At 44.7% G+C, this 20,986-nt stretch carries 21 protein-coding genes; 2 read left to right on the top strand and 19 right to left on the bottom strand.

Annotated features, from left to right (window positions below):
• Positions 1 to 775: 775 nt before the first annotated feature.
• From G3R48_RS10140 to G3R48_RS10055, 18 genes are read right to left on the bottom strand one after another with little or no spacing between them, the layout of a single operon-like run.
• Positions 776 to 2,002 (bottom strand): beta-ketoacyl-ACP synthase, encoded by a 1,227-nt coding sequence (locus G3R48_RS10140; protein WP_153662947.1) that lies wholly within the window; start codon positions 2,000 to 2,002, stop codon positions 776 to 778.
• The gene (fabG, locus tag G3R48_RS10135; protein ID WP_343227754.1) at positions 1,999 to 2,733 is read right to left on the bottom strand and encodes a 3-oxoacyl-ACP reductase FabG; all 735 of its coding nucleotides are present in this window, start codon (positions 2,731 to 2,733) and stop codon (positions 1,999 to 2,001) included. Before fabG ends, G3R48_RS10140 begins: the two co-directional genes overlap by 4 nt.
• A 14-nt stretch (positions 2,734 to 2,747) precedes the next feature.
• Entirely contained in the window at positions 2,748 to 3,218 is a 471-nt protein-coding gene (locus G3R48_RS10130; RefSeq protein WP_153662943.1) for a hotdog family protein, read from the bottom strand.
• Between the two features lies 1 nt (position 3,219).
• The gene (locus G3R48_RS10125) at positions 3,220 to 4,413 is read right to left on the bottom strand and encodes a beta-ketoacyl-ACP synthase (protein WP_228497342.1); all 1,194 of its coding nucleotides are present in this window, start codon (positions 4,411 to 4,413) and stop codon (positions 3,220 to 3,222) included.
• The gene (locus tag G3R48_RS10120) at positions 4,395 to 4,994 is read right to left on the bottom strand and encodes a DUF3261 domain-containing protein (RefSeq protein WP_194823859.1); all 600 of its coding nucleotides are present in this window, start codon (positions 4,992 to 4,994) and stop codon (positions 4,395 to 4,397) included. Before G3R48_RS10120 ends, G3R48_RS10125 begins: the two co-directional genes overlap by 19 nt.
• 58 nt (positions 4,995 to 5,052) lie before the next feature.
• Entirely contained in the window at positions 5,053 to 7,470 is a 2,418-nt protein-coding gene (locus tag G3R48_RS10115) for an MMPL family transporter (RefSeq protein WP_153662939.1), read from the bottom strand.
• Positions 7,463 to 8,119, bottom strand: a complete 657-nt coding sequence (locus G3R48_RS10110; protein ID WP_153662937.1) for an outer membrane lipoprotein carrier protein LolA — start codon at positions 8,117 to 8,119, stop codon at positions 7,463 to 7,465. Before G3R48_RS10110 ends, G3R48_RS10115 begins: the two co-directional genes overlap by 8 nt.
• Positions 8,101 to 8,520 carry an acyl-CoA thioesterase gene (locus G3R48_RS10105; protein ID WP_153662935.1) on the bottom strand — a complete coding sequence of 140 codons (420 nt, stop codon included), beginning with the start codon at positions 8,518 to 8,520 and terminating at the stop codon, positions 8,101 to 8,103. The genes G3R48_RS10110 and G3R48_RS10105 overlap by 19 nt, the downstream gene beginning before the upstream one ends.
• Positions 8,521 to 10,065: an HAL/PAL/TAL family ammonia-lyase gene (locus tag G3R48_RS10100; RefSeq protein WP_153662933.1), complete on the bottom strand. Its 1,545-nt coding sequence runs from the start codon at positions 10,063 to 10,065 to the stop codon at positions 8,521 to 8,523. It lies immediately after the preceding gene.
• Positions 10,052 to 10,993 carry a lysophospholipid acyltransferase family protein gene (locus G3R48_RS10095; RefSeq protein ID WP_212593308.1) on the bottom strand — a complete coding sequence of 314 codons (942 nt, stop codon included), beginning with the start codon at positions 10,991 to 10,993 and terminating at the stop codon, positions 10,052 to 10,054. Before G3R48_RS10095 ends, G3R48_RS10100 begins: the two co-directional genes overlap by 14 nt.
• Positions 10,983 to 11,726 (bottom strand): glycosyltransferase family 2 protein, encoded by a 744-nt coding sequence (locus G3R48_RS10090; RefSeq protein ID WP_212593307.1) that lies wholly within the window; start codon positions 11,724 to 11,726, stop codon positions 10,983 to 10,985. Before G3R48_RS10090 ends, G3R48_RS10095 begins: the two co-directional genes overlap by 11 nt.
• Positions 11,723 to 12,076, bottom strand: a complete 354-nt coding sequence (locus tag G3R48_RS10085; protein WP_153662931.1) for an ApeI family dehydratase — start codon at positions 12,074 to 12,076, stop codon at positions 11,723 to 11,725. The genes G3R48_RS10090 and G3R48_RS10085 overlap by 4 nt, the downstream gene beginning before the upstream one ends.
• Positions 12,073 to 13,455 (bottom strand): AMP-binding protein, encoded by a 1,383-nt coding sequence (locus G3R48_RS10080; RefSeq protein ID WP_153662929.1) that lies wholly within the window; start codon positions 13,453 to 13,455, stop codon positions 12,073 to 12,075. Before G3R48_RS10080 ends, G3R48_RS10085 begins: the two co-directional genes overlap by 4 nt.
• Positions 13,445 to 13,984, bottom strand: a complete 540-nt coding sequence (locus G3R48_RS10075) for a COG4648 family protein (protein ID WP_153662927.1) — start codon at positions 13,982 to 13,984, stop codon at positions 13,445 to 13,447. The genes G3R48_RS10080 and G3R48_RS10075 overlap by 11 nt, the downstream gene beginning before the upstream one ends.
• Positions 13,985 to 13,995: 11 nt before the next feature.
• Positions 13,996 to 14,256 carry an acyl carrier protein gene (locus G3R48_RS10070; protein ID WP_323741253.1) on the bottom strand — a complete coding sequence of 87 codons (261 nt, stop codon included), beginning with the start codon at positions 14,254 to 14,256 and terminating at the stop codon, positions 13,996 to 13,998.
• Position 14,257: 1 nt separating this feature from the next.
• Complete coding sequence (locus G3R48_RS10065; RefSeq protein WP_212593306.1) at positions 14,258 to 14,530, bottom strand: phosphopantetheine-binding protein; 273 nt, start codon at positions 14,528 to 14,530, stop codon at positions 14,258 to 14,260.
• A 20-nt stretch (positions 14,531 to 14,550) separates the two neighbouring features.
• Positions 14,551 to 15,315, bottom strand: coding sequence for a lysophospholipid acyltransferase family protein (locus G3R48_RS10060; RefSeq protein ID WP_153662925.1), 765 nt, complete (start codon positions 15,313 to 15,315; stop codon positions 14,551 to 14,553).
• On the bottom strand, positions 15,312 to 16,028 hold the full coding sequence (locus tag G3R48_RS10055) for a beta-ketoacyl synthase chain length factor (protein ID WP_153662923.1): 717 nt from the start codon (positions 16,026 to 16,028) through the stop codon (positions 15,312 to 15,314). The genes G3R48_RS10060 and G3R48_RS10055 overlap by 4 nt, the downstream gene beginning before the upstream one ends.
• Positions 16,029 to 16,172: 144 nt before the next feature.
• On the opposite strand from G3R48_RS10055, the gene G3R48_RS10050 reads away from it, so the two are divergent.
• Both G3R48_RS10050 and G3R48_RS10045 read left to right on the top strand, forming a co-directional pair.
• Entirely contained in the window at positions 16,173 to 16,550 is a 378-nt protein-coding gene (locus G3R48_RS10050) for a hypothetical protein (RefSeq protein WP_153662921.1), read from the top strand.
• 22 nt (positions 16,551 to 16,572) lie between these two features.
• Positions 16,573 to 17,637, top strand: a complete 1,065-nt coding sequence (locus tag G3R48_RS10045; RefSeq protein ID WP_153662919.1) for a methyltransferase — start codon at positions 16,573 to 16,575, stop codon at positions 17,635 to 17,637.
• 211 nt (positions 17,638 to 17,848) lie between these two features.
• On the opposite strand, the gene G3R48_RS10040 is transcribed toward G3R48_RS10045, so the two are convergent.
• Positions 17,849 to 20,962, bottom strand: a complete 3,114-nt coding sequence (locus G3R48_RS10040; RefSeq protein WP_153662917.1) for an efflux RND transporter permease subunit — start codon at positions 20,960 to 20,962, stop codon at positions 17,849 to 17,851.
• Positions 20,963 to 20,986 lie beyond the last annotated feature (24 nt).

Genomic DNA, 20,986 nt, shown 5'->3' with positions numbered 1-20,986 from the left:
TTGTCCCCCGTTGGAAATCTTTCGTTTTCCAGAAAGTTTCGCCGGGGCTGCTGGGGAGATGCAAGAGGGGGGAGCAGTTTCCCCCTTCTTGCTCTGGTGTGGGCGAAGCGCCACGACGTTAATCCAAACGGGGTTTGGAAATCTTGTGTGAAATCCATATGTCTAAAATTGATATTAACTAAGTACCAAGACGTAGAGTTTTCAAAACAGTAAACAAGGAATGGGGCATAAACGCGTTAGAACTACAAACGAAGTTCAAAGCTGGATTGTTCCCCGTTGGAAATCTTTCGCTTTCCAGAAAATTTCGCCGGGGCTGCTGGGGAGATGCAAGAGGGGGGAGCAGTTTCCCCCTTCTTGCTCTGGTGTGGGCGAAGCGCCACGACGTTAATCCAAACAGGGTTTGGAAATCTTGTGTGAAATCCATATGTCTAAAACTGATATTAACTAAGTACCAAGACGTAGAGTTTTCAAAACAGTAAACAAGCAATGGGGCATTTATGAGTCAGCGCATTTGTTTTAACTAGCCTCTGTCGCCAGTACTTAGGTAACATACGATAACCTATGTCTGGGCAACCAAGTTCCGACTCATATTTCACACCACAGAAACCTATTACCTTTTTGTCCTCCTTGTGGATAAGGGCATAGCTGGCATAACCATACCTTTTATATTATGCCAACCATACTTATAGGTTCATTTCATGCTATATGCATTTGCCTTTTATGGGATTAAGTCAATAGCTACTTGTTTTATCGCCAAAAAATACGGCATCTACAATTACAAAATCTTAAAAATCAATGAGGTGTTAATGCCGCCAAAGGCGAAGTTATTACTCATGATGTACTCGCATGACATTTGTTTTCCTTGACCTGTTATGTAGTCTAGCTCGGCGCAACGTGGGTCAATATTGTCAAGATTGATGGTGGGAGCAAACCAGTTGCTGCGCATCATTTCAATGGCTAGCCATGCTTCGGTTGCACCGCAAGCGCCTAAGGTGTGGCCAAAGTAACTTTTTAAACTTGAAATAGGTTGTTGATTGCCAAATACCGCGTGGGTGGCGGTGGTTTCTGCAATGTCACCGAGTTCAGTGGCGGTGCCGTGACCATTTACATAACCAATTTGTTCAGGTTGTAAGCCAGCATTTTTTAATGCCATTTGCATACAAATTTGCATGGTTTCAGCGCGGGGTTGAGTCACATGGGCTGCGTCGCAGTTAGTGGCAAAACCCACGATTTCAGCGATAGGTTTTGCGCCGCGAGCATGAGCAAGGTCGGCATCTTCTAAAATTAATGATCCTGCGCCTTCGCCAATGATTAAGCCGTCGCGATCTTTATCATAAGGGCGCGGCGTCATTTTAGGGGTGTCGTTACGGGTACTGGCGGCAAATAAGGTGTCAAACACCGCCGATTGGGTAGGGCATAGCTCTTCTGCGCCGCCGGCAACCATGGCTTGCTGTTGCCCGTATTTAATGGCTTCGTACGCGTAACCAATGCCTTGCGAACCTGATGTACAAGCGCTTGAGGTCGGAATCACCCGGCCGCGGATCCCAAAAAATAATCCAGTATTAACGGCGGTGGTGTGCGACATCATGGCAACGTAGGTATTGGCATTCATTTCGCGGGTGCTGTGATCTTTTAGTAACGTGGTAAAGGCATTGCCCGCAGTTGTACTACCTGAGCAACTGCCGTAGGCAATGCCCATTTGGCCGTTGGTGAGTATGTCTGAATCAATTAGCCCTGCTTCTGTTAAGGCAAGCTCTGTCGCGCGGGTTGATAAATGCGACACGCGGCTCATTGAGCGGATACGTTTACGGGTGTAATGGGCAGGTAACTTGAAATCAGTAATGGGTGCCGCTAGATTGACTTTTAAGCCATCATATTTTTGCCAGTCGTCCATTTTGACAACCGCATTTTGCCCTTGTTTTAACGCGGCTATGACGGTGGATAAGTTATCACCTAAGGCTGTAATGCCTGCCATACCGGTTACAACAACACGTTTAGTCATCCGTGTAATCCTCCATTTACGCCAATGACTTGGCGGTTAATATAAGCCGCTGATGGACTGAGTAAAAAGGCGACTAAACCTGCTACTTCTTCTGGTTTTCCCATGCGTTTTAATGGCACCGCCGGCAAAACATGTTCTTTTACGTGCTCTTCTACCATGCCGGTGTCAATGAGTCCTGGTGCCACGCAGTTAACGGTAATGGCGCGACGTTTATTGCCTAACTCTGCCGCCAAGGCTTTCGTTGCACCAATTAAGCCTGCTTTTGAGGCTGAATAGTTCACTTGACCACGATTACCTACTTGGCCAGATAATGATGAAATTGTCACAATACGGCCTTCACGCAGGCCAACCATTGGCATCACGGTTGGATGCACGACATTATAAAAGCCATCAAGGTTAGTATGGATCACTTGATCCCAATCTTCGCCGATCATTGATGGAAAAGCGGTGTCTCGGGTAATGCCTGCGTTAATTATCACGCCAAAGTAAGCGCCATGTTTAGTAATGTCTTGGTCTATTTCGGCTTTGCATTGTTCGCGATTAGCAATATCAAAACTTACAATGCGCCCCTTGCCTGAATCGGATTCAATTTGCGCAAGCGTATCTAATGCACCTTGTTTATCATGGCCATAATGTACGGCTACCTCAAAACCTGCTTTTCCCAGTGCTATCGCAATGGCTTTACCAATGCCTTTACTGGCTCCGGTTACGAGTACTTGCTTCATTTTCATACCTTTAAATTTGTTTATTTTGCCGCAGTTAACTGAGCTAAAACCGCTGCGCTAGGGACATAAGCATTAATTTGGCTGCTGGCTATTTGTTCGCCGTTTACTTCAATTTTTGCTTGGTAAACGCCCATGGTTTCATCACTCATGGCCAACGTGGCACTAACTTGCAACGTTTGGCCGACAGTAAATACTTGACCACTGTCTTTATATGCGCGGCCCCCCAGTAAAAAACCAATTGGCGGTGGCTGATTGTTATTGTGGGCTTTTAAGCCTGCGAGTGCGCCAATGGTTTGCGCCATATATTCAATGCCAACATGCGATGCAATGCCATTAATTTTTTCATCATAAAACACGCAACTTGGCTTGATGATAACCTCACAACCAATGGCGTCGTTGTTTGCCCATACCACTCTATCAATAAGCAGCATGGGGGCTTTGTGGGGGAGGAGTGTTTCAATACTTGGAAATGTTGGCTTGGTGCTGGTCATATTATTGCTCGTGTAACTCAAAAACTAAGGATGCGTTGTTACCGCCAAAGGCAAAGCTATTGGATAATACTCTTGGCGTCAATAATTGTCCTTTGTTGGCGCTAAAGTTGAGCGCGCTAACATTATCGGCAGCCGTAAAGTCTTGTGGCCATTGTGGTGGCAGTTGCTGTTGTTGCAAAGCCCAGCAGCAAATTGCAGCTTCTATTGCGCCCGCTGCGCCAAGGCAGTGGCCTGTTAATGCTTTGGTGGAACTCACTGGTACTTGGCTGCCAAATAGCTCGGCAATGGCAATCGATTCCATGGCGTCATTTAACTGCGTTGCTGTGCCGTGAGCATTAATATAACCAATGTCAGTTGGCACAATGTTGGCGCGGCTTAATGCTTGTTCCATGGCTTGTTTCGCGCCAGTACCACAAGGTATTGGCGCTGATATATGATGGCCTTCACCTGACTCGCCCCAACCGGTTAGCTTAATTGCACTGGGGGCACGAGATAACACAAATAGTGCGGCGGCCTCGCCGATATTAATGCCGCTGCGATGCTGATCAAATGGCCTGCTTGGGCTCGCCGCAACTTGTTCTAAAGAGTCAAAACCATTGACGGTTAAGTCACATAAACTGTCGACGCCGCCGCAAATAACCACGTCACACAAATCGGCATCTAATAGGCTTTGGGCGCTAATAAAAGCACGGTTTGACGATGAACATGCTGTCGACAAGCTATAGGTTATGCCGCTAACTTGGGCTAAACGGGCAATAAATAACGCTGGGTCGGCAATGTCTTGATGTTCAAACCTAAAGTCATCGGGCAATTGACCATGTTGGTGCATATGTTTAATGGACTTTTCGCCTTCAACAATTGCGGTGGTGCTGGTGCCAATGATCACCCCAATGCGGTTAGCTGCAATGGTTTGTTTATATTGCTCAACCACAGGCTTTATTTGCTCATAGGCGGTGGCTGCAATGAGGTTATTGCGATTGCTGGCATCTTCTAGCGCTTGCGGTAAGTTCACTAATGGGTCAATCACTTTACCCACATAAGTGCTGCGCCCTGAATAAAGCGCTTTATCGTACACCGTTAATCCTGGCGATTGCCCTTGTTGTAAGTTCGCCATCGTGGCTTGTTTTCCACAACCTAAGGCGCTAATTGCGCCAATTGCGTGGATAAAAGTAGCGGTCATTTTGTTGTTATCCATTGTATCGTCGTTAACGCGATATCAAGTCCGGTGCGATAGTCCGTGATGGCTATGCTGCCATTGGGGCGCTGGTATTGGTTAAACCTAATATCAATTTGGCTTTGTTGTTGATGATTATACAAGCTGCGTTGTTGCGCCGTGGCGGTCATTGTCCATTGTTGTTGCTTGAGCATATCGGCCAAACTTGGCTGCGGCCAATATGCGTAAAAAATGGTATCCATAATCAGCTCAAATGGGATGGCATTAAGATCCATTCCTGTAGGGCTTTGTTTGTCTAAATGCTCGCCGTCCCAGTTAATAATGGCAATAGGGACACCAACGGCTGAAATCGCTACTAAGGTCATTTTTTGTGCCGACACTTCAAGGGCAACGGACATTTTATGGGTTTGGCCTTGGTAAGTTAATCCTAACACTTGCTGGGCCTGAAGTGAGTAACCAAGCTCACTCGGTGTTGGCCAGCTGTCTTGTGGTGATGTAGGCATTACCATAGGGCGCAGTAATGCGCAGCCGGGTAAACTTAATGACAATACTAGGGTAACGACAACCAAACCTGCGTGCTTAAGTTGCTTGCATTTGCGCATTATGATGGTCAGCATAGTTAAAATATGCGTTGTTTGTGCCCATAGGGGGAGGGCTAAATCAGCTTTCACCTTGTTGGCCTTGTAATGGATTTTTATAGGTTGAAAATAACGGTGCCAGTAGCCATGACGCCAAGATACCACCTGCAATTGTTAACCCAAAACTGGCAATACCGTGGTTGGTTGAAACGGCCATGAGTCCAAATGACAATAGGGTAGTTAATCCTGCCAGTAATACCGCCAGTGCAGCATGAGCTTGGCCAAGATGAAAGCGTAAAAATAAACTGTAATCGATGCCAATGCCAAAAATAAGCAGCAGGGCGATGACGTTAAATACATTGGCCTCAATGCCAAATAGCCCCGGTAAGGCAATCGCAAATAAGCTGGCTAATAGGGGCGATGCTAACAACAACAAGCTGTCCCAAGCGCTGTATTTTAAGGCTAAGCCAATAAATACTACCACGTAAGCTATCAGTAACATGGTTAAGGTATCACTGCGATAATCCCCAAGTAGCTGGCTTATTTCATCTGCGCGTGACACATAGGTTATCCGCAGTGGAGAAGGATTGTCAGCTTGGTTTGCACTGTTTGCACTGTTTGCATGATTAATACCTTGGGGGCGAAGTGTTTGCAGCGCCATTAATGGTGTTGTATCGGTGACGCCGGTTAGCATAATAACTGAGTAGGCTTCGCCATCGGCTAAAGTGCCCCATAAGTAAGGCATATGCGGCGCAAGCTGTTTAAGTTTATCCCAATTTAACGGTGTAAATGCGGGCAGTTGTGGCCGCGCGGTTAACCCTAGGTTTTGCTGCAATACTTGAGCTTGATTATCGACTAACTTGGCCACTTGCTGATAGTTGTGTTTCAGGTTTGAGTTGGCAGGCAGCAGTTGAAATACCCCGCTAAAGCCACTTATGACGCCGCGTTCTACCAAAGGTTGTAACTGACGGGAAAGTGTTTGCTCAGCTTCGCGAAGTTGAGCTTGATCATGGCCTGTGAGTACCATCCATTGCTGTGACTGGCTTACCCCTGTTAATGTTGAAATTTGTGCTTCTTGATGCTTTAACCAAGCGGGTGCACTTTGTAATAAGCGCACGTCATCGTCAAAGTGAAGTTGGCTAATGCCTAGCGCACTTAGTAACAGTAATGTCGTTAACACCATTTTGCCCAAGTGGCTTTGTTGATACCCCTTTATTGCCGCTAATAAACCATTGGCAAGCGGGATGGGTTGATGGCGCGCTGTTGTTTTGGTTAGTAAAGGGTAAAACAGCAGTACGCTAAGCAAGCTTGCAATTAAGCCTGCACTTGAAAATACCGCGACTTGATTTAATCCGGGAAATTGCGCCCCTAATAATGCGCCGTAAGCCAGCACGCTTGATGCGAGCCCAAGTACTAACACAGGGCGTAAGTGCGCTGCGGCTTTTATGCTGTCCCAGCGGTTGTTACAACAGGCGCGATAAGACAAATAATGAAACGCATAATCAACTGATACCCCAATTAAGCTCGCACCAATCACCAAGGTAAAGCTGTGAATACCGCCAAAAAATAAAATAGTGGCACTGGCAGCGCTAATCACCCCAAGGCTGATGGACAATAAGCACAATAATAACGGCCGAATGCTTTTAAAGGTGAGGATGATAAGGGCGATGATCCCAAGTAATGAGCCGCCGCCAATTAGGCTTATTTCGTTGCGGGCGCTGGTGGCTGCAGCGGTCACATAAAACGCCACGCCTTGGCGTAATACTTCAACCTTGTCAGTTTGTTCAAGCAAGCTGGCTTGACGATTAATGTCGTTGACCACCTGCTGCGATTTACGCGCATAAGCGCCGCTGGTTAACTTTGCTTGAATTAAAAAATAGTCTTTATGTTCATGCTGGGTATGCAACAAACCATTTTGTAAGTCAAAGCGATTATCAGCAAAGCGTTGCTGCATGTAATGACGAAACAGCAACCAAGGGTCTTGCTTTAACTCGCCGGCGCTGACGCCAGCAAAGGGGTTATAAATTTGCGCCATGGCGCGCTGGGTCACTTTGTCTGCTTGTTGCTGGCTAAGCCATTTAGTGGCTTGTGAGTCGAGTAATTCATAGCGATATGGAAATAACTGTTGGTAATAAGCTTGTTGGCTGGCCTGAGGTGACAACACTTCAATATTGTCGATATTTGTTAATGTCTGTTGCCATTTTTGCGCCGCTTGTTGTGCTTGGGCTTTATCGTCTGCGCCAATAATAAACACTAAACGTCGCTCAAGGCTCGATGCGGCCGCTTCTATGGTGTCTTGCACCCAAGGGCGTTGTTCATCGACAGGTAGCAGGGCTAAAAAATTATTTTGTGGCCGCAGACCATTGACCATGTTGAAGGTTAAAAATGCCACTAAGGTCAACTGACAACATAGCCATAACCACGCCAATTTTTTATGACGCGATAGCTTATGTTGTTGGTTAAAATCCGTTTTTTGGGCGTGCGGCTCAGGCTTAGCCATGGTTTAGCACTCGGCTAATGGATGTGGGTATTGGGCTGTCATTGGCGGGCAGTAAGGTAATTTGAGTATTGTCACCGCTGTGCTCAGTTAGGCTAATGTGGTTAATGACCTGCTGTTGGCCTTGCAAGTTAATGGCACTAAATACCTTTGCCATCGGCCCTGATTTTGGCGTTAGTTTGATCTGCCACTGCGCGGCGTTGCCCGTTAGGTTAACGCTAAAGTCTTGGCTTAATGATTGCCATTGGCCAGAAAATAACGCCATGATCATTTGCGACGCGGCCTGTCCGCCGGCCGCTTTAGTGTTGGGTTGTAATTCGCCATTGATAAATTGGCTCAGTGCGCCATCTTTAATCAAAGTCGTTTGCGCAAAAGGCTGTTGTTGCTGCCACACAATGGTGTTGCCCGGCTCAACGTAATACACGCCTTGGGAAGCTAATGGCAGGGTTAAAACCGACATTTTCTTTTGCTGTTGGTAACTGCCGTGGCCGCGGGTGGTATGGGCAAATAATTGCGCTAACACATTAATGTCAAACGTTGGTTTTTGCACCGGCGCTGCAGGCACGCTGTTAGCCCAGCTTAGTTGTACTAAGGCAATATTCAGTATTGCCATTAGGCTAATTAAGGTTGCTTTTAGCATTGATTTAGACATTTATTGACTCGCTCTAATAAGCAATTTGGCGAGGCGAATCGCATTTCACCGTCTTCAATACCTACTGCGCAGTGAGTGGTATAAGCCTTTATACAGGTTTTGCCGTCACTGATCCGGATTATCCGATAACTTATTTTTAGGCGGTTTTCCCACTCTTCTAAGCTGGCAATCACCCTTAGTTTATCTTGAAAACGCGCTGCACTGACGTACTTCATGCGCGTATCAATAACCGGATAAGCAAAGCCTTCGGCTTTCATGACGTTATAACCGAAGTCGAGCTTACTCAATAAAGCCTGACGGCCTTCTTCAAGGTAACGAAAATAGTTACCATGCCAAACAATTTGCATTGGATCGCAGTCTTGAAAGGGAACAGAAAGCTCTGCTTCGGCGGTTAGTTTCATTTAATAGAACGTCCATGAGTTATTAGCAAGGGCGCGTAAGCCGTTACGTAGTTCGGTTTCAAGTGGGCGGTCTTCGCTTAAAAATGGCGAGACTGCACGCACATCGTCAATGGTATTAAGCAGAGCAGGTGTCAGGCTTTGCTTTGACAGTTGCTGGGCATTAATACGCAGCTCAATGGCTTGGGTTGCGGCATATAAACAGGCAATAGCCACTTGTTCTGACAACGCTAAAACCCGGCGACAATCGCGCGATGAAATCGTCCCCATGCTGACTTTATCTTGATTGTGCGATTCAGTCGAGCGTGAAAATACAGACGCTGGCATGGTGTTTTTAAGCGCTTCGGCGGTCCACGATGACACGCCAATTTGCACGGCTTTAAAGCCATGGTTTATTGGCAGCACATCAGCAGGTGCGCCGCTTAAATTATATGGTAAGCCATTGTTAAACTTATAGTCACATAATTGTGCTAATTGACGGTCAAGTAAGTCAGCTACGTTTGCTACTGCCGTTTTTAAGCTGTCCATTACCATGGCGATATGGCCACCGTAAAAATGACCACCATGTAATACGCGCCGATTCTCACCGTCGATAATCGGATTATCATTGGCCGAGTTAAGCTCAATTTCAATCACGCCTTTAGCCCAATCTAAGGTGTCTTGTAATACACCAATAACATGCGGCGCGCAGCGTAATGAATAACGGTCTTGTAAGCGGTCTGAATTACTTGGTGGTAAGTCTGAGTTTAAGTCGCTACGTAAACGCTCGGCGCACAAAACTTGGCCTTGGTGCGGTTTTACTGCATGTAAGGCTTCGTCAAAGTGAAACGCGTTACCTTGCATTGCCACACTGACCATGGCGGTAATGCGGGTGGATAAGTCACACAGGTATTGAGCTCGTTGCCAATTTAAACAAGCAATCGCAGTCATTACTGCGGTGCCATTCATTAACGCTAACCCTTCTTTGGGGCGCAGTGTAATTGGCGTTAATCCGGCTTGCTCAAAGGCGGTCAAGGTGTCCATCACTTGACCTTTATAACGTACTTGGCGCTCACCAATTAATACCGCCGCAAGGTATGACAACGGGGTTAAGTCGCCCGACGCTCCCACTGAACCTTCTTCTGGGATCAAGGGTAAAATGTCGTGTTCAAGTAAACTCGTTAATAAGCTTAATAGCTCATAACTGACCCCAGACATACCGCGGCTTAAAGAGGCTAAGCGTGACACAATAATGGCGCGCGCTTCTTGGTTGTCAAAATGCGCGCCTAAACCACAACCGTGGAAACGGGTTAATTGGTACGGCAGTTTTTCCACTAAATGACTTGGAATCGACACAGTAACGCTGTCGCCATAACCGGTGGTTACGCCGTAAATGACACCGTCATTCTTTAATAGGTCGTCAAGAAAATCGACACCGGCTTGGACTTTATTAACAAAAACGTCTTGGGTAGACAACGCTGCAGTTCTTTGCTGGCGAGCTAATTGGCAAACCTCAGAAATGGAGATCTGTTTGTCTCCAAATACAACTGGGTTGTTATTTTGAATCATTATCTAACTTCCAAAAATCAAAAAAATTAAACCATTGCAGTGGGTATCGCACTGCGAAGTGCTCAAGTCGACTCGCGTAACGGGCAATTAAATCGTTAAGTGCTTCTGTGCGGTTGGCTCTGGGTAATGAAGGGGATGACTCAAATTCTTCAAAGAAGATGTCGTATCCGTTACCGTGTTGGTTGGCAAAACCAAACATCAAATACACAGGGTGTTTGAGGATGGCTGCTAAGATAAAAGGCCCAACAGGAAAGGGGGCTGGCTGACCTAAAAACGGTTGCCAAACTACCCGATTGTGTTGAGTCACTGAGGTGCGATCGCCAACGATGACAACCCACTCTCCATTATTTAACTTCTGTTCTAATAGTATTGATGTATCAGGCCCCATCTCGGTGACCTGAATTAAGTTTAAGTTACTGTCTGGGTTAACTTTTTCCATAACTGAGTTAACGTTTTCAGCGTGTTGAGTAAACACCAAGGCATTGATTTTAAGGTCAACATACTGGCTGCTTAATGCGCGGCACAGCTCTAAGTTGCCTAAATGGCTACCTAAAATAAGCCCACCTTTATTGCTGGTAAGGGTGCTAGCTAACACTTGCTCGTTATGAAATGTCAGTTGCTCGTAGGTTATGTCACCGCCCCAACCAGCCAGTTTGTCGAGTATGCTTTGCCCAAAGGAATATAAATGCTTGAAGCTTGAAAGTGGGGGGCAGGGTTGCCCGTTTGCGACTAAATGTTGCTGTACACGCAGCAAGAATAGGTTTGATGCTTGGCGGCTATTGTGATCAAACAAGTAAAAGTAGCCAATGATAGGGTAAAGTATCAGCGAAAACGCTTTGCGTCCCAATAGGCGATAGGTGGCAAGCATAAACTTGATGCCTAATACACTTCCGCGCTCTTTGCTGCTAGACCAATGATTAGCTGCCATGAGTGAATTTTCGCAGTAATAATTTAGGAATACGTGGCAACATACCGCAAATCAGGCGGGTATGGAGCCATGAAATTTTAATATTATCGTCAATGGCGTTGAAGTGGCTAATGCCATCTTCTGGGTAGCTAACTGGCGTATCGACATGTTTGATATTTAGTCCTTGCCAGTAAAGCCTGACCAGTATTTCAATGTCAAAGTCCATACGGGTGCCAAGCTCAGTGCGGTTCAATAATTGTTGTACTTGGGCAAGGGGATAAACTCGAAAGCCGCACATGGAATCTTTAATTTGCAGTGACAAGGTTTCAAGCCACACACAAACATGGGTAAGGTAGCGCCCGTATAAACGTCCTTTAGGCACATCGTCGCCATAAACTGGCTTGCCTGAAATAACCGCATTAGGCGCGAGTTTTGCCTGCTTGATAAGCTCGGTTAATGTGGCTAAGTCATGCTGGCCGTCGGCGTCTACTTGCACCGCGTGGCTGTAACCTAGTTGATGTAAATGGCTTAGCCCGGCCATGACCGCGCCGCCTTTACCTGAGTTTTGCTCAAGCTCTAGCAAGTGGATATTGCAACGTTGTTTAATTTCACGCAGGGTTTGGGTTGTCATTTGGTTACTGCCGTCATTAACGATGATGACATCTAATGCTTTGCTTTGAAGTGCCTGCACCACAGCTTCAACGGTGTCGCCATGGTTATAACAAGGGATTAATGCCGCTAATGAAAAACTCATTTAACCATTACCTTTATTTTACCTGAGGCGTGAGTGCCTGTTAGTGAAACATATTTAAATACCACTTTACTGCGCTGAGGCTGCCATTCAATTTGCAGTGTGACATGGGTATTTGGCAATATCGGCTGTTGATATTTAATCACATCGCTGCCTAAAAATGTAAAGTTTGGGCAAAAATGCAGTTTGAAAAAATGCAGCACCCAGTCGAGTTGCACAACGCCCGGCAGCAGTGCATGGCTATCAAAATGGCCTTTAAAGTACACGATATCTTCACTGACAAATAAATCTACTTGTAGTGACTGTTCATCAAGGCGACTAGCGACAACCTCAGGTAATTTTTGCAAGGTCATTGAAATAACTTCTCTAATTCGACATAGCTACGTTTGGCTTGCTGGTTTTTAGGGATAACAGCTTGCACGCGAATTTGCCTTGGCAGGGCAACGGGCTCAATTAAGCCTTTTAATTGCTGGCGAATGTTCTTCCATAACCATGAATGGCCTTGAGCTTGATAAGTTTGTTGCCATGCGGCATCTAATACCACCACGGCGCCAATACGCAGCTGTTGTGCTTTGGCTTGGTTTTCATTAGGGCCAGGCTTATTGGCTGCAATCGCTATCACCGCACAATCTACAATGCCGTCGCAAGCGTTTAAATTGTGCTCTAAAGCGTCAAGTGAGATGCGTTTTTCAGCAATTTTAACAATTCTATCTGCACGACCTTGTAAACTAAAGTGATTGTCATCGTGCAGTGTGACACAGTCTTGTGTCATAAACTTGCCACCTTCAATATACGGTGAGTTTACCGTTAAACAGCCGTCATTGATGCTAAGGCTAAGTAAGTCAAACTTACGCCACGGTTTTGCTGCTTGGGTTTGTTGTCGCCAAGCGATGCCGCCCGTTTCGGTGCTGCCGTACACTTCAAATGGGTAGTTGCCTAATTGTTTGTATGTAGCTTGGGCGCTGGCGATAGTTAATGGCCCGCCGGAGCTAAAGCTCACTTGCTGGCTTTGAATGCTTGGCATGTCGGTTAAGCGGCTTAAAAATGCGGGGCTTGATATAAAACACAAAGGCGTGGCTAATAGGCTTTGCAGATTTTCTTCCGTTTGGATTAGCGTACAATCAAAAACGCGTTGAGTTAACAACGGCCATAACAAGCGAAATAAAATGCCGTAAATATGATAATGCGCCACCGTGCCGACAAATAACGCGTTGGGTACAATGTGTGAGCCAAATTGGGCTTCTAATGTTTGCGCTTCAAGTTCTAATTGCGCTAAGCGTTTATCTACCGCGCTTGGTTGGCCAGTGCTGCCTGAAGTGTATAACGTCAGCAGTGCTTGCTGGCTGTCAATGGCAGCAAATGGGTAGTTTGTCGAGCTTGACGTCTTATTAAGGTGCGATACCGAAATAGCGTTAGTGCTGGCAATCACTTCAGGAATGTCACACAGACATTGCCATTGTTTAGCGTACTCTTGGGCTTGGCGTGGCTGAATATTAGAGAACACCACTGGCCGCTTACCCAGTTGTTGGCAAGCCAATAATGCCACTAAAAAATGCCAAGAGTGTTGGCACAAAATACCAATGTTGGTTTGCGGGCACAGGCTTAGTTGGGTCATTAATGCGTTGCAGTCATACCTTAGGTGCGCGGCGGTAAACACTTGGTCATCTTCAATGGCTAAGAGTTGCTGCTGTGGGGCTGACAATAATATTTGATGAATAAGACTAGTTGTCACGGCGCATTACTCTTTGTCTATAAACCCACTCTAAGGCCATAAAGCTGCCAATTAACACGTAGCTAATAAGGCCGTTATATAAGGTCCAAATGTCCATCGATAACGTGGTGGTTATCGCGGCGATAACGGCGTTAATGGCACAAAAAACAGCCCAAACATAAGTGAGTTTGCGAGTGTAAATAATGCCTGTTTCAGGTAAGTCAGGTTCACGCCATTTGGCAATGGCGGTAATAATGGGTTGGTTGACTAACACGCTGCTTAAAAAGAGCAGTGACAAGCTGATGTTAATCACCACAGGATAAAACAGTAACCAAGCTTTTTGTGACGCAAAATGACTGACCAATACCAGGCATAAACCTAAGGTGCTGGTAATGTAAGTCATTATTTTAAGTGGTTTATTGTCTGGGGCAAATATCAGCCGCGCCACAAAAGCGCCGCCGAGAATGAGCAGCAACCCTGACGTCTGTTGCTGTTGAATACCGAAATAAACTAAAAAGGGATACAAAGCCAGCAAGCTGGCTGGAAGCAAGGTGGTTAACCTCATGCCGATGTTTTAGACTCAGCTTCTAATTTTACCACGGCATCAACAACATCTGCGATGGTACGAACTGACTTAAATGTTGCCGCTTCGAATTTAGAGCTGGTATTGTTTTGTAGGTAAACCACAAGATCAACCGCGTCGATACTGTCTAAGTCTAGATCTTCGTAAAGCTTGGCTTCATTGGTAATTTGGTCTGGCTCAAGTTCAAATAACTCCACCATACCTTGTTTGATAATGTCGAAAATTTCCTGACGAGTCACGTTACACCTCTGGAGCTTGTTGGGCTTTGATGAAGCGCGTTAATGTAGCAACACTGGCAAAGTGTTCACGAACGGTTGGGTCGTCACCATTAATCAATACATTGAATTGTTTTTTGATTGCTAACCCTAATTCAAGCGCGTCAATTGAGTCTAAATTTAGCCCATCGCCGTCACCAAATAACGGTTCTTCTGAAGCAATATCGTCGATAGATAAATCTTCAAGATTCAACGTTTCAATGATCAGTTGCTTTAACTTTACTTCAATGTCGTTCACTGTCGGGTCCTTTAAAATCGTTAATAAATGGTGTTGGGTTGCAAATGGGTATTTAAATACCGAGTTAACTTTCTTGCCGCAGTTGCTGGTGCTGGTGTCTCTTCAATTATAGGCAATACTGATGTTGGTTTATCAACATCAATTGTAAATGTCATTGGTGAAGCAGGCATGTTATACCAAGGACAGCCTTTATATAACGCCAGCGGTGAGCAATGGATCCGGACTGTTTGAATGTCTGTGTGACATCGCACTGCAAGCTGCGCCGCACCACGTTGGCATTTTACACGTTCTCCAGGGACTGTGCGACTGCCTTCAGGAAAAATGAGTAATTTACGCTGTTGCTGCAGTTTTTGTTGGCACAGTGTAATTAAATCATCAGCTTGATTAGGTATGAAGCCAGCCATGTTAACGATATGGCGAATAAATGGATTGTGAAAAAGATCATTTTTTACAATGCAGTCACATTGTTGCATATAGCCCATTAAAATGACCACATCGATAAGTGTTGGGTGGTTTGCTACCACGATACAGCCGTGTTGGGTAGATAATCGTTCGGCGTTTTTTATGTCGATATCGAGGATGCGCAGCACGTGCATAAACTGCACAAAAAACCGAAAGCTTTTACAAATACTTTTTTGACACGCCAACTCACAATTGGTGGCGTCTTTGTGCACCAACCACAATATTGGGAACCAAATATAAGATAAGATTAGCCCGCCAAATCCAAAGCAAAAAAATGCAATCGCCGAAGCACATGCGCGAAGGTAGCGGCTTAAGGTATTCATTGCTTAACCCATGTCCATTGGGTTGAGTTGTTGAACCTGACCTTAAATGACAATTGATTCGCTAACTGATCAATAAATTGTTGTCGTTGTTTTGTTTCATTAGCAGGGTGAACGGTGTTATTGGCTGTATTTGAATCGTCATCTAGCTGCGCGGCGGCGGAGATGCTAATTTGCCATTGCTGCCCCGGCGCAAAATGCATGGCTAATAAATTTGCTTGATGCTGGTTTGGATTATGCTGCTTGTAGATTTCAGGTAAAGACTCATCGGCCACAATTAATAGTATTTGATGTTGAGGTTGTTGTTGTAAACGAATAGCCACCTCAATTAACCCAGCCTCTAATGTATTGTTATTGCCCGACACTGTGGTAAAAGGGATAGGCTTTTTGGCGGCAATGGTTAACAACCCAGGAGCGGTGCTAGTGACTGATTGCGCGAATGCAGTGGGTGACAATTCTTGTTCTTGAGCCAATGAATTTAACAAGGTTAGGGTGCGATTAATTTCACCGTGTTGAGTGGCAAACACAATATAGTCAATGTCAGTTTCAGACAAAATAGGTAAACAAGTACCGATAACCAATTTTGTCAGTGCACTTGCTCGGCGTTTAATTGCGCTCGGTATCTTATATTCATTAACCGAAATGGGGTGGCCACTGAGCGCGGTAAGGTTGTCTGATGTGGCGGACCAAGCGCGTAATTGACAGTTAACCTGCATGGGTAATTGGCTATCTCTTTAAAATATAATCGCGTATGCTACCACTTTTCTTGACGATTATAAAAAACTGTCGCTCAGCGTTAGTGTATTTGATGTTGATTAACTGACCTTGTCTGTTTCAATAAAATGTTACATGGAGTGAAAATGAAAAAGATAGTTATATTACTGTTCGCAATTATTTTAACTGGTTGTAAAACAATCCCGATACCGGAAGTAAAATCACAGCCTGTCGGGTATAACCTCACTCAAGAGCAAGTTAAAAATGCGATTATAAAAGCGGGATTTGTGCGTGACTGGCAGATTATTCCAGTTAATGACACGTTACTGCGCGGCACATTGGATGTTCGCTCACATCAGTTGGTGGTCGATATACCCTATGATAGTCAACAGTACGCCATTGAGTACTACAGCTCAGAAAATCTGAAATACCACGATGGCAAAATACATAAGAAAGTGGCGACTTGGATAAGAAACCTTAATTTAGACATTAACAAGTCAATCCGAGCAGTCGCTAGTCAATAGCCTTAGTACATAGTAGATATCAATGAAGTTTTATCGTGAAGATACTCGCACAGCATTAAGTGCGAAAGAAGAAGCGCAGCGCTTAGCTTTTGCGCCTATTGCATTTCAAGCCAGTAAAAGTTTACGTGACTTAGGCATTTTGGCCGCGTTAGGTAATGCGCCTGATTCAGCCGCGAGTGCTAAAGAGTTAGCCCAACGTTGTGGCGTGACTGAATATGGTGTGGCGGTGTTGTTAGATATGGGCTTATCGGCTGGATTAGTTATTTGGCAAAACGACAAATACCAACTGACCAAGTTAGGTCAGTTTGTTGATTTTGATCCCATGACCATTGCCAACATGGATTTTGTTGCAGACATTTGCTATCAAGGCATGGGAGAGCTCACCGAAGCGATTAAACACACTAAACCTGCTGGTTTGAAGCATTTAGGCGAGTGGGATACGTTATATCAAGGTTTGTCGCAGTTAAATCAGCGCGAAAAAGACAGCTGGTTTGGCTTTGACCATTATTACTCTGACCGCAGTTTCCCAACATTATTAACAGAAGTGTTTGCCCAAGACACGGCGACCTTATGTGATATTGGTGCCAACACCGGTAAGTGGACCAAGCAATGTTGCCAACACAATAACGATGTGCATGTGACCATGGTGGATTTACCGCAACAATTAGCCGTTGCTAACGAAAACATGGCACAAGCAGGCTTTACTGAGCGCGTGACTCCGTTTACATGTGATTTATTAGCACCGAAAAATCCGTTACCAGCGGGTCAAGATGTATATTGGATGAGCCAATTCCTTGATTGTTTCTCTAAAGAAGAAATTGTCAGTATTTTGGTACGAGTAAAAGAAGCGATGAAACCACAGTCGCGGATATTTATTTTGGAGTTATTTCCAGACTGCCAAGATTACGAGTCAGCCAGTTATTCGCTTAACGCCACCAGTTTATACTTTACCGCCATTGCCAACGGCAACAGCCGTTTTTATATGAGCCATGAGTTTTTGCCATTAATTGAACTTGCTGGGCTAAGCATTGTTAAGCAAACCCACAATATTGGTTTAGGCCATTCATTAATTGAATGTGGTTTATAAGCTGATAACTCAGCAGGCAGTTAAGTAATTTGTCACTTATGATATTTGACGTTATTAGTCTTATTAGTGTTATTAGTGTTATTAGTGTTATTTAGTGCTAATTAGATAAAAGAAAAACGCCGTAAAGGGTAACCTTTACGGCGTTTTTTATTGAAAATTTCAAATGTGTTTTATCACATGATGACTGAAAAGCGTAACAGATGATAAGCCATTAAGCCGATTTAGGTTTACGTAATAAATAATATAATGTTGGCAATAATAATAAGGTTAAAAATAATGCCGTTACCATGCCTCCTACCATTGGTGCTGCAATACGGCGCATGGTTTCTGCTCCCGCCCCGTGGCCTGACATTACCGCCAATAAACCTAAAACTACGGTGGCAACAGTCATGATTATTGGTCTGACCCGTTTGGCTGCCCCGTCAATAATGGCGTTTTTTAATTGTTCCAAAGTAGGTAACGTATTTAACTGCTCAGCCTGCTGGAATAGAGGAGTCACTGACATGTCTAGATAAGTCAGCATCAGCACCCCTATTTCGACCACTAAGCCTGATGTAGCAATAAAGCCGACGGCCACAGCAACCGAGTAGTTATAGTCGGCAATGTATAAGTACCAAACACCGCCGACAAGGGCGAACGGTAAACTGAGCATCACTAAACTAACTTGACCTAAATTTTTAAAATTGAGATAGAGCAATAGAAATATAATGGCGATGGTCACAGGGATCACCACTTGCAACTGCGCGGCGGATTGTTGCATGTATTCATATTGCCCAGACCAATTAAGCGCATAACCTGCAGGTAGGGTGAGTTGTTGTGCCACAGCAATTTGCGCGCGTTTTACATAAGAACCTACATCAACGTTATCTGCTAAGGCGACATACACCCAACCATTTGGCGTTGCGTTTTCTGTTTTTATTGCTGGCGGACCATCTTCAACGGCAACGATGGCAATGTCACTAAGTTGAATGTGCTGCCCTTTAGGCGTGACGATTGGTAACTGTTTAAGGCTGTCATCAGAGTCACGATACTGCTGTGGGTAGCGTAAGTTAACAGGGTATCGTTCAATGCCTTCAATCGTTGTTGTGACATTCATGCCGCCGACAGCAGTTTGAATAATTTGTTGTACATCGGCAATGTTCAAGCCGTAGCGGGCAATGCTGTCGCGGTTTATATCGATATTGATGTAACGACCTCCTGCTGAACGTTCTGCATAAGCACTGTCTGTTCCGGGGACTTTTGCTAATATTGACTCTAACTGTTTACCAATGGATTCAATTACTTTTAAGTCACTGCCTGCTACTTTTATTCCCACAGGTGTTTTAATGCCTGTTGATAACATATCAATACGGGTTTTAATTGGCATGACCCACGCATTAGATAGCCCTGGAAATTTAACTAAATCATTCAATGCGCGTTTAATTTTTTCCTTGGTCATTCCTTCACGCCACTGGCTTTGTGGCTTAAATTGAATGGTTGTTTCTATCATGGTTAATGGTGCTGGATCGGTGGCAGTTTCTGCGCGCCCCACTTTACCGAAAACGCTTTTTACTTCAGGTAAGGTTTTAATTTGACGGTCGGTAAGTTGTAGTATTTCCCTTGCTTTACCAATTGAAATACCTGCATAAGTGGTTGGCATATACATTAGGTCGCCTTCATCAAGTGGCGGCATAAATTCACTACCAATGTGTTTAAGCGGGAACAGAGTTGATGCGCTAATTACTAATGCAAATAAGATGATACTTTTAGGATGGCTTAGCGCCCAGTGTAATATTGGGCGATAAGATGCACTGAAAAAACGGTTAATAGGGTTTTTATGTTCAGGGGTGATATGACCGCGAACGAAGAAACCTAGTAATACGGGAACCAGTGTAATGGCTAAAATAGCCGATGCTGCCATGGAGTAAGATTTAGTGAATGCTAATGGATGAAATAACTTGCCAGATTGTCCTTGTAAAACAAATACCGGAATAAAACTGACCGTAATGATTAACAAAGAGAAAAATAGCGGTGAAGCTACTTCTTTACTGGCATCGGCCACTTTTTGCCAGTGACTGCGGTTATCATCGATGGCAAGGTGTTTGTGCAAATTTTCTACCATGACAATTGCGCCATCAACCATAGCACCAATGGCAATACCAATACCGCCTAAACTCATTATGTTGGCATTAATGCCTTGATAATACATGATTAAATAGGCACTCAATATGCCGACGGGCAGGGTGAAAATAACCACTAAAGTTGAGCGCACATGCCATAAAAATAACCCACAAATAAGCGCAACAACGATGATCTCTTCGATAAGTTTATGGACTAAATTTGATTGAGCTTGGGCAATAAGCGTTGAACGGTCGTAAGTGGTAACAATTTGCACTCCTTTAGGTAATCCTGACTGCAATTGCGTTAACTTTGCTTTTACTGCATTGATGGTATCAAGGGCATTTTCACCATAGCGCATAACGACAATGCCGCCGGCAACTTCACCTTGACCATTTAAGTCGGCTGCGGCGCGGCGCATTTGTGGGCCAATATGAATGTTGGCGACTTGATTTAAGGTAACGGGTGTCCCGTTTTGGGAAACGGTTAATGGAATTTTTTGAATGTCGTTAATGTTGGCAATGTAGCCATTGGCACGCACCATGTATTCCGCTTCGGCCATTTCTACAACAGATGCCCCTGTTTCTTGGTTGGCGCGTTTAATGGCGCTAGAAACTTGTTGCAATGATAAGTTGTATGCACGCAATTTGTTGGGGTCAACTTCAATTTGATACTGCTTTACCATACCGCCCACCGAGGCGACTTCTGATACACCAGCGACAGTTTGTAGTTGATACTTAAGATAAAAATCTTGTAGTGCGCGTAGTTGAGATAAGTTGTGTGCCCCAGTTTTATCAGTGAGGGCATATTCAAATACCCAACCTACACCAGTGGCATCAGGCCCTAATTCGGGACTGGCTTGAGGCGGTAATTTGCCGCTAACTTGTGATAGGTATTCTAGAACACGTGAGCGTGCCCAATAAAGGTCAGTGCCTTCATCAAAAATGATATAAACATACGAATCACCGAAGAAAGAGTATCCACGGACACTCTTCGCTTTAGGCACCGATAACATTGCGGTTGTTAAAGGATAAGTGACTTGGTCTTCTACCACTTGCGGAGCTTGACCCGGATAACTAGTTTTAACAATGACCTGAATTTCAGACAGGTCGGGAATAGCATCTACAGCAATATGTTTAACGGCATAAATTCCGGCTGCAAGTAACAGTAGTGCGCCGATGCAGACTAACAAACGATTGTTGATAGACCAGTCGATAATTTTATTCATTTGATATACCTAAAATAACTTGAA

The organism is Shewanella intestini, from assembly GCF_018221465.1.
Classification (GTDB): Bacteria; Pseudomonadota; Gammaproteobacteria; order Enterobacterales; family Shewanellaceae; genus Shewanella; species Shewanella intestini.
This window is presented reverse-complemented; position numbering and strand designations above follow the sequence as displayed.